The 12,900-nt window shown below is 38.1% G+C and carries 13 protein-coding genes and 1 tRNA gene; 5 read left to right on the top strand and 9 right to left on the bottom strand.

Translation table 11 applies throughout. The features are described 5' to 3' along the window. On the top strand, nt 1-1,791 hold a 1,791-nt coding region (locus tag ABXH34_RS14095; protein WP_353572521.1), incomplete at its 5' end, for a hypothetical protein. A 55-nt stretch (nt 1,792-1,846) separates the two neighbouring features. Here the strand turns inward: ABXH34_RS14095 and rnhA are convergent. The 4 genes from rnhA to ABXH34_RS14075 all read right to left on the bottom strand — a co-directional run bounded on the left by rnhA (nt 1,847) and on the right by ABXH34_RS14075 (nt 5,110). After that, entirely contained in the window at nt 1,847-2,281 is a 435-nt protein-coding gene (gene rnhA, locus ABXH34_RS14090) for a ribonuclease HI (protein WP_353572520.1), read from the bottom strand. Next, nucleotides 2,274-3,014 carry a class I SAM-dependent methyltransferase gene (locus ABXH34_RS14085; protein ID WP_353572519.1) on the bottom strand — a complete coding sequence of 247 codons (741 nt, stop codon included), beginning with the start codon at nt 3,012-3,014 and terminating at the stop codon, nt 2,274-2,276. The genes rnhA and ABXH34_RS14085 overlap by 8 nt, the downstream gene beginning before the upstream one ends. A gap of 21 nt (nt 3,015-3,035) precedes the next feature. Beyond that, a complete protein-coding gene (locus tag ABXH34_RS14080) occupies nt 3,036-3,359 on the bottom strand; it encodes a YbaB/EbfC family nucleoid-associated protein (RefSeq protein ID WP_353572518.1) in 324 nt (107 codons plus the stop codon). A gap of 227 nt (nt 3,360-3,586) precedes the next feature. Beyond that, nucleotides 3,587-5,110: a methyltransferase regulatory domain-containing protein gene (locus ABXH34_RS14075; RefSeq protein WP_353572517.1), complete on the bottom strand. Its 1,524-nt coding sequence runs from the start codon at nt 5,108-5,110 to the stop codon at nt 3,587-3,589. A 221-nt stretch (nt 5,111-5,331) separates the two neighbouring features. Here ABXH34_RS14075 and ABXH34_RS14070 point away from each other — a divergent pair, with 221 nt between their 5' ends. Both ABXH34_RS14070 and ABXH34_RS14065 read left to right on the top strand, forming a co-directional pair. Continuing rightward, a complete protein-coding gene (locus tag ABXH34_RS14070) occupies nt 5,332-5,868 on the top strand; it encodes a DUF302 domain-containing protein (protein ID WP_353572516.1) in 537 nt (178 codons plus the stop codon). Nucleotides 5,869-5,908: 40 nt separating this feature from the next. Then, nucleotides 5,909-6,253, top strand: a complete 345-nt coding sequence (locus tag ABXH34_RS14065; RefSeq protein WP_353572515.1) for a TusE/DsrC/DsvC family sulfur relay protein — start codon at nt 5,909-5,911, stop codon at nt 6,251-6,253. Nucleotides 6,254-6,329: 76 nt separating this feature from the next. On the opposite strand, the gene ABXH34_RS14060 is transcribed toward ABXH34_RS14065, so the two are convergent. Further along, nucleotides 6,330-7,658, bottom strand: coding sequence for a TldD/PmbA family protein (locus tag ABXH34_RS14060; protein WP_353572514.1), 1,329 nt, complete (start codon nt 7,656-7,658; stop codon nt 6,330-6,332). Nucleotides 7,659-7,743: 85 nt separating this feature from the next. Between ABXH34_RS14060 and ABXH34_RS14055 the strand changes: the two genes are divergently transcribed. Beyond that, nucleotides 7,744-8,811 (top strand): FAD:protein FMN transferase, encoded by a 1,068-nt coding sequence (locus ABXH34_RS14055; protein WP_353572513.1) that lies wholly within the window; start codon nt 7,744-7,746, stop codon nt 8,809-8,811. A 491-nt stretch (nt 8,812-9,302) separates the two neighbouring features. On the opposite strand, the gene ABXH34_RS14050 is transcribed toward ABXH34_RS14055, so the two are convergent. The 3 genes from ABXH34_RS14050 to cmk form a co-directional block, all read right to left on the bottom strand. Then, nucleotides 9,303-9,584 (bottom strand): integration host factor subunit beta, encoded by a 282-nt coding sequence (locus tag ABXH34_RS14050; protein WP_353572523.1) that lies wholly within the window; start codon nt 9,582-9,584, stop codon nt 9,303-9,305. A gap of 175 nt (nt 9,585-9,759) precedes the next feature. After that, on the bottom strand, nt 9,760-11,514 hold the full coding sequence (gene rpsA / locus ABXH34_RS14045) for a 30S ribosomal protein S1 (protein ID WP_502710416.1): 1,755 nt from the start codon (nt 11,512-11,514) through the stop codon (nt 9,760-9,762). Between the two features lie 321 nt (nt 11,515-11,835). Next, nucleotides 11,836-12,513: a (d)CMP kinase gene (gene cmk, locus ABXH34_RS14040; protein WP_353572512.1), complete on the bottom strand. Its 678-nt coding sequence runs from the start codon at nt 12,511-12,513 to the stop codon at nt 11,836-11,838. A gap of 193 nt (nt 12,514-12,706) precedes the next feature. Between cmk and ABXH34_RS14035 the strand changes: the two genes are divergently transcribed. Further along, nucleotides 12,707-12,783, top strand: a tRNA-Pro gene (locus ABXH34_RS14035). Between the two features lie 2 nt (nt 12,784-12,785). Here ABXH34_RS14035 and ccoS read toward each other — a convergent pair. Next, nucleotides 12,786-12,900, bottom strand: a 115-nt coding sequence (gene ccoS / locus ABXH34_RS14030) for a cbb3-type cytochrome oxidase assembly protein CcoS (RefSeq protein WP_353572522.1), incomplete at its 5' end; no start/stop codon positions are given.

The following is a 12,900-nucleotide window of genomic DNA, read 5'->3' as shown; positions in this document are numbered from 1 at the left end:
GAACCTGAGTTCACTGAAGAACCTGAGTTCACTGAAGAACCTGAGTTCACTGAAGAACCTGAGTTCACTGAAGAACCTGAGTTCACTGAAGAACCTGAGTTCACTGAAGAACCTGAGCTCACTGAAGAACCTGAGTTCACTGAAGAACCTGAGTTCACTGAAGAATCTGAAGACCCTATTGCAACTTTCCCTACTGATGAGCCTGAATTTGTTGAACCTACGCTAGAGCTAGATGATGATCCTGATTCTGTAGAGCAGCAATCACTAGGCGAATATGGTATTGATGAAACATCGTTAGAAACAATTGACGAGACGGAATTTGATAATATACAACCTGAAGCATTTAGCGCATTTGATGCCACCAATATGGATGCTTTACCTCAAGATGTTTTTGATGATTTTGAAGCACAAGATATTCAAAACTTACAACCTGAAGCGGTTGATGCATTTGAACCTGAAGAGTTTGCTTTATTATCTGTAGAAGCATTGGCAGGTTTTACTAAAGAAAATGTAGACGCGTTAAACGAAGCGGTACTAGAAGAAATTACACCTGAGGAATTAGCTGCAATGAATCCTGATGCTATCAAAAATTCAACCAGACCAGGATATATTTTTACAAACTTAGACAGTGATTTTATTTCTGTTGACCAAGTAAAAGAATTTTTGCCTGAAGGTTGGGAAGTTGATGATAATACAGGTGAATTTGCCGCACCAGAAGGTGAAAGTTTAACTTATAGAGCATTTGATGATTCATTTACTGCACCACCTATTGAACAAGCAATTGTGGCGGATAGTGTGGATTTATCACGCAGTTTTAGTTTGGGTGGAACAGGCGGCAAACCTGCTAATACATTGATGAATGAAGGGTTGCAACAAACAAAAGGTATTTCTAATATTGATTTGACCTTATTTGCACTTAACCAAGATGAAACAGGAGCAATTAGCATTGAAGGTTCGGGCTCGTATGAAGATATAGACTTCAATTTCATGGCAAGTACTGACAATATTGATCAAGCTCCTGCTGATACGCCTGTTGGTCTTGGACAAGATGAAGGTGGTTTTTTTACCATGACTGCACCAAATCATCATCGTTTTACTCTGACTCCTTCTCCTGATGTAACAGGTTTAGTCAGCGCGATAGATACCGAATCTACTGGAGAAATAGAGAACACGAATACAGGTGGAATAAACGTTGAAACTAACAGCAATAGAGATATATGTAATTACACCGACCAAAAAGTCAAACTCAATTCTGCGGGCGATGTATTAATGCAATTGCCTGAGTCAAGCACCCGCCAAGCACGAGCAGGTAATAAGAGTAATGTGCATGTTGTGGGTATTTTTAATGCATTTAAAGAGTCAGCTCCAAAACAATATTGTCAGGGCAATCAGTGTAATTGGGCTTCAATGCCTGATAATTTAAAGAAAGGCGTACATTTTTCCAATAAATTAAGGGATACCCGCGCGAGACAAAAAGCCTATGTAGTCTATGATGATGGCACATCACAAACCTTTTATCCTACGGTACTTTATCCTGATAAATTTGAAGCATTAATAGCTAAAATTGAAGGGGTTGAAAAGATCGTTTATCAAACTAATGGCGGTTTTAAAGCAATATTTAAAGGTAGTCCCGTATTGCTTTATCCCACTTTTGATACCACAGCCACTGAACTTAAAAAGGATGAGCAAGTTAAACCCTCTGTTAAATTAAAACAAGATGGTACATTTAGCTATTCAATACAAGATTGTTCACGCTTGATCTCCACAACTGTTGTGTTAGAGCAATCATAATGCAGCGAAACTGCCAGTTCTCACAGGGTTGGCAGTCCTCAAATCATTCATTATTTTAAATAGTATCAATGCCTTGATTTGCTAATTGATCCGCAATTTCATTTTCTTTATGTCCTGCATGTCCTTTAACCCAATGCCATTCCACTTGATGCTTTTGATTCGCGGTATGTAATCGTTTCCATAAGTCTACATTTTTTACAGGCTGCTTGGATGCGGTTTTCCAATCACGTTTGATCCAATTATGAATCCATTGGGTAATCCCTTGGCGCACATATTGTGAGTCTGTCGTAATTTTAACTTCACAAGGGCGTTTTAAAGTTTCCAAAGCCATGATTGCAGCCAATAATTCCATCCGATTATTAGTCGTATCTTGCTCACCGCCACATAATTGTTTTTCATGATCGCCATAACGTAGCAATACCCCCCAGCCACCAGGACCAGGATTCCCTTTACATGCGCCATCTGTGAATGCTTCAACCATTTTACTCATGATGTTTTTCTAAGCGTGAGCCTATCGGCGTACTGACCATGACGGGCTCTGCTGTCCATTTTGGTTTAATTGGAGTGAGTGTTGAAACTCGTTTTTTTGCCACTAACACGTATACCGCGCCAAAATCTTTACCCCAACGCTGCCCAAATTTATCTACCCGTTTCATGGCTGCCCAATGACTATTAACTGGCGGTGCAAAAAATAAGGTGTGTTGCTGTAATTTTTCAAATTCGAGTAAAGTCAGCCAATCTTTGACCCGTAACACAGGTAAGAATTGACTACACCAAGGTGCTTGCTTGCGGTGGGATAAAAAGCGATGCCATAATCCCCATAAACTAACAGGGTTAAAGCCAATAATCACAACGTGACCTTCGGCGATTAATATGCGCTCAACTTCACGTAAGATTTGATGAGGGTTTGGTTCAAATTCTAATACATGGGGCAACACAACCACATCCACACTATCATGTGCAAACGGTAAATCATCGGATGAAGCGTGTACTGTAGAATAATCTAATGCAGAATGTTGTGGACTGCCTAAACAAGAGATACAACGGTGATTAATTCGACTACTTTCCAGTAATTGACCATGCCCTATATTGCCAATTTGTAGCAAATGATAGCCAAATAGATTGGGTAATATCTGTTGCATCAATTGTACTTCAGACTGCAACAAACGCTCACCCAACGGCGTTGTAAACCATTGATAAAGTTCTGCTAGGCATGTTCCCATTAGATAAGCGCAAGTATCAATTTAGAATGGTAATTTCATACCTGGCGGTAAATCCATCCCACCAGTTAAAGAAGATAATTTATCTTGGCTATTTTTTTCTACTTTACGCACCGCATCATTAATCGCAGCAGCAATCAAATCTTCTAACATTTCTTTATCATCACTCATTAAGCTGTCATCAATATTAACCCGGCGCACGTCATGACGACCACTCATTACCACTTTCACCATACCGCCACCCGCTTCACCAGTGACTTGCATATTGGCAATTTCGCCCTGCATATCTTGCAAATTTTGTTGCATTTGTTGGGCTTGTTTCATCAAACCAGATAAACCACCTTTCATTCATTCATCCTCATTAAGAAATATCAATTAAAACACAAGATTACTATCTTATCTACAATTAGTCAAAATCATTCAAATAGGCAAACAATAAGTATGGACTATCTGCAACAAAACAAGCTCTATTTAACAAAATCAAGTCTTATCATTATTTTAAAAGCTGAAAATATAGTCAAATTAAAAAACATATTATACTTTCAGCGAATTTAATAATGAATATATAAGCTCAATTACTGAATAAATAAAGCGGCTCGATTTAATAATTGCAAACTATTGTTTAATGCACGCTGAAACAGCTCTTGTTTCTGTTTTTCAGAGAGTTCAACATTTTGCCCCTCTCGACTAACATCTAAACGATATTTTTTACCCATGCTATGCTGGATAAGACGTTTTAAATCGGAATGATTGTGTTGACCATCCAAATAAGGCAATAAATGGTGGCAAATCACATTACTGATTTCAACAGGTTCATTACGCAAGTTAGTAATTTGAGTCAATCCTGATGCAGCTTGTGCACGGGCTAATGGGCTGGCAAAAGGTTGCTCGCTGATGCTGGTAGCATAAGATTCTGGTTCAATATGTAACTCAATAACCCCTTGCATACAACATGAAAATAAGGTTTCAAAGACTGCTTGGGCTTCTGCTTGGGTCTGAGTTTTTTCTAGTAATTCATCTACTTTCAGACATCGTGGATATTGTTGTCCTAAGTATGTAAACACTTTTTGGGCGGCTGGATTTTCTGTTGTCACCGTGCCATGAGTACTTACAAAATGTAATTCATGCTCAACTTGTTTTACTTGGAAATCGCAACATAAATAAAAATCTTTAATTAAGCCAATATCTAAATTACGCTCTAACTCAATACCTTTATGAACTAAAAGCGTATGTCGATGTCGCCGATTTCGCGCAAAATCCATATACTGCTCTTGTTGTAAAATATTTTGCTCAAATGCGGCTAAATTTTGTTGTACATCAGAGGCTAAGTTCTGTGGCAACATGGTTTTGAAAAAAGTATCGCCTAAATAATCTAATTCCTGAGCATGAGCCTGCACCATAAATTCCGTAAACAACACTGGCTCATTATCAGCATCAATGTAATCCATATATAATTCAGGCTGTGGGAGTTGTTGAAAAATCTGATATTCTTCTTGCAACATCAAACTATAAGCAGTATTGGTATCACGGTTGGCCGTAATTAAAAATTTAAATAATGCGTGCAATTGTTCTAAACGTTGTTGTGAATCTTTCATCCCCATACTGTGATAACGCAACATTTGACGCACAATCCGTCGCGAATCCCCTGCTGGACTGGTGTCATAACTGATATAAGCAATCCCTTTGTCTGATAATAATTGCTTACAAATCTGTAATATTTTGTTCTTAACCTCGGTGCTTCCCCAAGAATAAATCCCATGCGCAATAATATAATCAAACTTATCTAAATCCATATCAAATTCCAAAATATCCATCGCTCTAAAGGTGATATTTTGTAATTTTGCTTGTTCTGCCATTTGTTGGGCTTGGGCAATTTTGGTTTCAGATTTATCAATTGCCCAACATTCTGCTTTCGGCAGGCTTTGCGCAATACCTAAAATATTACTACCATATCCACAAGCTAACTCAAGGACACGACGCGGTTTTTCAGCTTGCATTCCAAAGATTTGGCCAATAGTTGCAAGGTGTTGAGGATGCGTATAAGGCATTGCTTGTGAAGTGTAAGGTAACTCGTCTATAAAAGTAAGTGGTAGTGCCATAATTATCCTTTATCCGCAATTGGCTTGATAAGTAGTAAAATGTCAAATCTATCGGGTATGAGCTTAGTTTCAATCCCCTAGTTTATAATATTTTAAAGCTTTGTAGGGCGGGCTGTTCTGGGAAATAATTAATTTATCTTATTTCTAAATTGAGCAATGCCTGTTATTACAAGCAAAAATCTAACACATTTTTCTATTCACGACTCTTATAAGGAACATTTATGCGTAAAATAATAATGTTTGCGGTCATGATGTTACTCAGCTTCAACTTATTAGCAGAAGAAGCAGCAGCACCTAAAACCGAAGACACAGCAACTGAAGCGGCACAAAAGCCCCCATTTACGATTGCTCAAACTGTGGTCAAAATGGCTTTAGCTGAAGACGTTACTTTGGATGATGCCATTGATGCAATGAAATCACGCGCAAATGCATTAAACATGAAATTAGTTGCGCACCAACCCATGCACAAAGAGCATGAATCATTGGGTTTAGACAATATTCATCGTATCGAAATTTTTCAATTCTGTTATGCCGATATTGCTAAGCAAATGATTGAACATGATATTAATTTCGCAGCTTATATGCCTTGTCGTATCGCTGCTTTAGAAGATACTAATGGTAAACCATGGTTGATAATGATGAATTTAGACATGATTATGATGGTGGCTGACTTACCTGAAAGCTTGATTGAACCTGCAAAAAAAGTACGTGATGCCTTAATGGAAATCATGGAAGCAGGCGCAAACGGCGATTTTTAATTTCTAACAACAATAATGTCCATTTTTAGGAGGATTTCTTATGCCTTATGAACTTAACGGCCAAACGATTGAAACTGATGCAAACGGCTTTTTAGCCAATGTTGAAGACTGGAGTGAAGCGCTTGCACCTATTATTGCTGCATCAGAAGAAATTGATGAATTAACAGAGAAACACTGGGATTTAGTCAACTACTTACGTGATGAATACATCAATAATAGTAATAATCAGCCCAATATGCGTAATATCGTCAAAGCGATGCAAAAAAAATGGGGAGATAAATCCGTTAACGCTAAATCGCTATACGATCTTTTCCCTAGAAACCCTGATAAAGAAGCCAGCAAAATTGGTGGTTTGCCAGACACTAAGCGTAAAGGTGGCTATTAATTTTCGGGTTTAGTTAGATTTGAAAATCTATTTAAGGACTGTCATTCTTTATAAAGCTGGCAGTCCTTTTTATTCTCTACAGAGTAAAATTAAAATTATCAATCAATGCACCGGGTAGGCGTGCACTTACTATGGAACGCTTTTCATAAGTATCTGTATCCATAATAAATTCTCGTTCCCGCGTTAATGCAATCAAGTTTGAACCAAGCAAATTGTACAAACTTTCATCAAATCGCATCACATTCAACGGCGCAACAATTTCCCCATTTTCAACCCAAAAACTAGCAAAACGGGTCATTCCTGTAATCCGACAAGAGGCTTTATCTGAGTAATTTAAATACCATAAATTATTGATATAAATCCCTGTACCTATCGCTTTTAGCACCTCTTTCTGTGAAAAACTCCCGGGGTGCATATCAATTGAAACAGGAGATTCTTCATGATTTGCTCCACTGGTTGTTAAACCATATTCTTTAGCAGTCCGAGGTGAAATCAAGGTATTTTGTAATTTGCCCTGTTCAATTAAATTCAAATATTTTGGACGTAAAAAACCTTGTTCTTGAAACGCAGGGGCTAAGCCATGTTCAATATTTTCGCGGATAGTTACCGTCGGGTGCAATTGGCATTTTTCATCTTGCTGCATTCGAAGTAAAGAGCTTTGCTTGGTTTGTAATTCCCGTGCACTAAAGCCTCCCCAACACAATAAATTAATAATCTCATATAACGCAGACGGTGCTAAAAATACTTTGTATTTTCCAGGCTTAATCGTAATAGGGTCGCGTTTTAAAATCTCTAATTGTTGCTTAGATTCACGCATTTTGTCCAAAAAGGTAATAGAATTCCACTGAAAGCCCGCATAAGCATTTTTAACTGCTTTATCTTTAGTGTGATACAAACTCCAGTCCAAATTAAAACTATAAGTATTGTGCCAATTCAGTTGCCCCAAGGTATTGAAAAAACCTGAGAACGTCGCACCACCTGCATAATGTCCAACAAAATCGTTATCTTCAACATCGCGTAGAATATCGGCTAAAATTTCTTTGGCATCGTGTAAGTCATTCGGCATCACTGAGCCTGTATTACGAATTTCAGTCGAGTAATTTAAATGCGGGTCTTCGGGCAAATAGGACAAATGTTCACGTAATTTAAATAATAAGGCTTTTAAACGTTGCTCATCGGTTTCCAATTCACCTGTTAAATCTAAGTAGCCATGACTACTGCGTTTTCCTTGAATTAATTCCAGCTCAATTACACGTTGTTCAACGCTGCCAACTTGGCGCACTTTACCATGGTTAAAGCGGATAAAATCAGACAACTCGCCTGAAAAATGGCATAATATCACTTCATTAGTATTTTCTAATAATGTGTTTACTAAGCGATTCAATTTTAAAAAATAATCTTGCATTGCCTTGCATTCCTTCTGACTCATGCCATCATAGTTTTTGTTCGTTAAACTATAACATTTTTATACATTTTTTGGATATTGAAATATGTTACGCAAATTCATTATTGCAGGCTTTATTTTCTCATTACTGATGGCTTGTACTCCGCAAAACCCATATCTAGACCGTACACAACAGCAACAATTCTATGTGTTTGGGACATTGGTGGCTGTCACTTTATGGGATGTGCCAGAACAGAAAGCTAATCAAGCATTTACTGATATTGTGCAAACTTTACAGGTGTTACATAAAAAATGGCACGCATGGGATGAAGGTAGCCAAGTTGTCGCGCTAAATCAAGCAATTGCCCAAGGCCAGTCATATACCATTGAAGATGAGATGCTGTTGGATCTAGTGAAACAAGCTCAAATATTAGCGGCAAAAAGTGAGTATTTATTTGAACCTGCGATTGGAAAATTAATTGCCTTATGGGGATTTCATCAAGATGACCCCAGTTTGACTGAGCCGCCGAAAACCAAAGCGATTGAAAAACTCTTATCTGAGCAGCCAAGTATTGCTAATTTGACGATTACGGGTAATGTCGTGACCAGTTCTAACCCCGCAGTACAACTCGATTTTGGCGCGTATGCCAAAGGTTATGCCGTGGATTTGATGATTAAAAAATTAAAAAAACTCGACATTGAAAACGCCATTGTTAATGCAGGCGGCAATTTAAAAGTTTTAGGCAAAGCGGGTAATCGGCCTTGGATGATTGGTGTACGTCATCCATTTCCAACTGAGAAAAAATCAGTATTGGCTGCGGTTGCGGTAGAAGATGAATTAAGTGTGGTAACTTCGGGAGATTACGAGCGGTTTTTTGAGTTTGATGGCCAGCATTATTCTCATGTCATAGACCCTAGAACGGGACAGCCAACAACGCAAATTCGTTCAGTAACGGTGGTTGATAAAAGTGCGACTTTAGCCGATGCGGCCGCGACAGCCTTAATGGTGGCAGGTATTGAAAATTGGCATTCGATAGCAAAAAAAATGGGTGTGCATTATGTACTTATTGTGGATAAAGCAGGGGCGGTACATTTAAATCCAGCCATGATTGATTTAGTGAAATTTCAAAAGCGTGATCTACCTGATGCGATTATCAGCGAACCTCTTTTATAGAATATTTTGACGATCGCTATTTTTTATTTAGGATTGGCAGTTTTTCAAGAAGCTCCAGTCCTATGAATTTAGATTTTATACAAAGAATATATAGTCGTTTTATTCTAAGATGATACAAGACTGGCAGTCCTTAGTTTTTAAAGTCATTGATATTTAAAGAATTTCAGGACTGCCAGTCCTCGCACTCAAGACAAAATTGACTATAGTCAAGCACTCAGGAATCTATGTCATTTTATCTGGGCAAGACCCGAACAAGATAAATCTTGCACGCCTAACTAACCGATGATTTTTGATTATCAATCATTTTTTAACTTGACAGCTTAAAGTTCATTTTTAGACATAGTTCTGTATAGAAACATAATGACACGCATCGTTTTACAATAAATTGAGAAACAACGTTATTAGATGATTTTGGAAATAAAGCTAGGAGTTTGAATTTAGAAAGGAAAAAAAAGGGACAGTATTCTGTCCCTAAAAGTATAATTATTTGATTAATCCATATTTACACGGTCGCGTAATTCTTTACCGGGTTTAAAGTGTGGAACATGTTTCGCTGGCAATTGCACTGCTTCGCCAGTTTTTGGGTTACGTCCTACACGAGGTGGTCTGAAATGCAAAGAAAAGCTTCCAAAACCACGAATTTCTATTCGTTCGCCTTTTTCTAATGACTGCGCCATGTGTTCTAAAATAGTCTTAACAGCCGAGTCAATATCTTTTTGGGTTAATTGGGTTTGCTTGGTCGCAATGGCTTCGATTAATTCAGACTTTGTCATCTTTTGTATATCCATGATAGTGAACCCATATCGTCAATCACCATAATCCGCTTATAAAAAACAGGAGTACAAAACTTGTTTTGCTAAGTTTAGTTATTTTGAGTCGAAACTCAGTATAACTTATTATTTAGCAAGATAAATCTTGCACTCCTGTTCTTATAAACAACGTAAAGCTTTATTCTGCTTTTTCTTCAATAACGCCATCAGAAATAACGTCATCATCAGAACCTTCTTCAGAATCTTCTTCAGTGCCTTCTTCTTCTTGTCCATCTAACTGCTGTTTAAGAAGGTCACCTAATGTTGCACTTACGCCTGTGCTTTGTTGGCTGTAAGTTTGGATTGCAGCCGATTCTTCATCTGATTCTTTTGCTTTGATTGACAAAGTAATGATGCGTTTTTTACGGTCAACACCTGTAAATTTCGCTTCAACTTCATCGCCCGTTTTTAATACTGAACGCGCATCTTCAATTTTTTCACGACCTAATTCAGATACACGTAAGTGGCCTTCAACGCCATCACCTAAATCAATCATTGCACCTTTCACATCAACGTCACTAACAACACCTTTGATGATAGTGCCTTTAGGATGTTCTGCAACGAAGTTAGAGAATGGGTCTTTATCAAGCTGTTTAACACCTAAAGAAATACGCTCTCTTTCAGGGTCAATCGCAAGTACCACTGTTTCAATCTCTTCACCTTTCTTATAACGACGTACAGCTTCTTCGCCTTGTTCGTTCCAAGAAATATCAGATAAGTGAACTAAACCATCTATGCCGCCTTCAAGTCCAATAAAGATACCGAAGTCAGTGATTGATTTAATCTTACCAGTAACACGGTCATTCTTATTGTATTTACCAGCAAATGTATCCCATGGGTTTTCATGGCAATGCTTGATACCTAAGGAGATACGACGACGTTCTTCATCAATATCCAATACCATGACTTCAACTTCGTCACCTAATTGAACCACTTTAGAAGGATGTACGTTTTTGTTAGTCCAATCCATTTCAGAAACGTGAACTAAACCTTCAACGCCTTCTTCAATTTCAACAAAGCAACCGTAATCAGCAAGATTTGTAACCTTACCAGATAATTTAGTGCCTTCAGGATAACGACGCGCAATATCAACCCAAGGGTCTTCACCCATTTGTTTAAGGCCAAGAGAGACACGAGTACGGTCACGATCGAATTTCAATACTTTAACGTCAATTTCATCACCAACGTTAACAATTTCGCTTGGATGTTTCACCCGTTTCCAAGCCATATCCGTGATGTGTAATAAACCGTCAACACCGCCTAAATCAACGAATGCACCGTAGTCTGTTAAGTTTTTAACAACACCACGTAACACCATGCCTTCTTGCATACTTTCTAATAATGCTTCACGTTCTTGGCTGTTTTCTTTCTCAACTACAGCACGACGTGAAACCACTACGTTGTTGCGACGGCGGTCTAATTTAATAACTTTAAATTCTAAAGGTTTACCTTCCAAATACGATGTATCACGTACTGGACGAACATCAACTAATGAACCCGGTAAGAATGCACGGATGTCGTTGACATTGACCGTAAAACCACCTTTGACCTTATCAGTAATAATACCAATAATGGTTGCTGTTTCTTCAAAGGCTTTTTCTAATTCTTTCCATGCTGCTGCACGTTTCGCTTTTTCACGAGAAAGGCGTGTTTCACCAAAGCCATCCTCAATTGTGTCTAAAGCAACGTCAACCTCATCTCCTACTGCAACTTCTAATTCACCGTTTTCATCATGAAACTGCTCAATTGGAATAACACCTTCCGATTTCAGGCCTGCGTTAACAATCACCATATCTTGGCGAATTTCAACGATTAGACCACGAATGATGCTTCCTGGTACCATTTGTGTTTGTGCTTGACTCTCAGCAAAAAGTTCTGCAAAGCTTTCGCTCATTCCATACCCCATAGGCCCTATCAAGTTTGCTATCTGTTACAACTGAATAAGGACTTGATTAAAAGTTAATGCCGCACAACGATAATGCGGGTTGGTTAAAATTCCACGTCAAAATTCTGATTTAGAAACAGCAATTAATAAATAGCACCAAAAACAATACACCATAAGCTGACATATTGGTTTAAGCCGCTTTTAAATTAATTCAACACATTATGGAATGGATTAAAGCACTGATTGTCGTAGATGACACAGATTACTCAATAATTCTTAAAGTGTTACACATCAAAGTGTTATCTCTAAACACCAAACCTTGCCATGCCCTTAAATTACTTTATTGACTAAAGCTAAAATTTGTTGTATCACTTCCTTAATAGAAAGTGTTGTAGTATCAATGACTAGCGCATCTGACGCGGGTTCTAATGGCGCAACCGCTCGTTGGGTGTCACGCTTATCCCGTTCAGCTATGTCATTGATAAGGTCGCCAATATTAACATCCATTCCTTTTTGTTTCAACTGTTTATAACGTCTTTGTGCACGTTCTTTAGCAGAAGCCGTTAAAAAAAGTTTTAAAGGTGCATCAGGAAACACCACTGTGCCCATATCTCGGCCATCTGCAATTAATCCAGGAGACCTTAAAAAATCTCGTTGTCGCTGCAAAAGGGCAAGTCTGACAGGAGGCAAAGCTGCAATTTTGGATGCAAAGTTTCCGCAAGATTCTGTGCGCAGTTCATCAGACACATTTTTACCATCTAAAATAACTTGAATATTATCGACCGTTTGTTGGAAATGTAAATCAAGATTAGAGGCAAGTTGGGTTAATGCAGTTTCTTGACTGAGTTGTAATGTTTGGTTTTGAGCCGCATAAGCCAGCACTCGGTAAATTGCACCGCTATCTAAAATATGCCAGTTGAGATGTTGAGCAAGTTGCAACGTAACCGTGCCTTTACCAACACCGCTAGGCCCATCAATCGTAATAATGGGAATATTTGTTGTTGTCATTATATTATTAGAGAAGTTATAAAGAAGTCTGTATATATAGTGTAATACGTTTAAGCATGTAATGCTGTTCGATTGAATGAATAGATTTCAATTATTTTAAAAATTGTGATGAGTCAAAAATGAGATTAATAAACAATAGAATAAAAAAAGACGTGACACCAAAAAGGGAATAGATTATAATGTGCGGCTTGTTCGGGGCGTAGCGCAGCCTGGTAGCGCACTTGCATGGGGCGCAAGAGGTCGTGAGTTCAAATCTCGCCGTCCCGACCAATTCATTTCTTCATCTTTTCAGCATGTTCCATTTCTCCTTTAATATCTTCAATATTATCTTTGTCCATTAATATTTGATGTGCAGGTCCTTCTAAATCATCGAATTGTCCTGAACGA

It is taken from the genome of Candidatus Albibeggiatoa sp. nov. BB20 (genome assembly GCA_016744725.1).
GTDB lineage: Bacteria > Pseudomonadota > Gammaproteobacteria > Beggiatoales > Beggiatoaceae > Albibeggiatoa.
The sequence above is the reverse complement of the archived record's forward strand: the minus strand, read 5'-3'. Positions and strand labels throughout refer to the sequence as shown.

Coding starts and splice junctions, on each gene's coding strand:
- cmk (WP_353572512.1), bottom strand. CDS start 12,513: ATGACAACAACAAATATTCCCATTATTACGATTGATGGGCCTAGCGGT.
- rnhA (WP_353572520.1), bottom strand. CDS start 2,281: ATGAGTAAAATGGTTGAAGCATTCACAGATGGCGCATGTAAAGGGAAT.
- ABXH34_RS14085 (WP_353572519.1), bottom strand. CDS start 3,014: ATGGGAACATGCCTAGCAGAACTTTATCAATGGTTTACAACGCCGTTG.
- ABXH34_RS14055 (WP_353572513.1), top strand. CDS start 7,744: ATGTTACGCAAATTCATTATTGCAGGCTTTATTTTCTCATTACTGATG.
- ABXH34_RS14060 (WP_353572514.1), bottom strand. CDS start 7,658: ATGCAAGATTATTTTTTAAAATTGAATCGCTTAGTAAACACATTATTA.
- ABXH34_RS14065 (WP_353572515.1), top strand. CDS start 5,909: ATGCCTTATGAACTTAACGGCCAAACGATTGAAACTGATGCAAACGGC.
- ABXH34_RS14080 (WP_353572518.1), bottom strand. CDS start 3,359: ATGAAAGGTGGTTTATCTGGTTTGATGAAACAAGCCCAACAAATGCAA.
- rpsA (WP_502710416.1), bottom strand. CDS start 11,514: ATGAGCGAAAGCTTTGCAGAACTTTTTGCTGAGAGTCAAGCACAAACA.
- ABXH34_RS14070 (WP_353572516.1), top strand. CDS start 5,332: ATGCGTAAAATAATAATGTTTGCGGTCATGATGTTACTCAGCTTCAAC.
- ABXH34_RS14050 (WP_353572523.1), bottom strand. CDS start 9,584: ATGACAAAGTCTGAATTAATCGAAGCCATTGCGACCAAGCAAACCCAA.
- ABXH34_RS14075 (WP_353572517.1), bottom strand. CDS start 5,110: ATGGCACTACCACTTACTTTTATAGACGAGTTACCTTACACTTCACAA.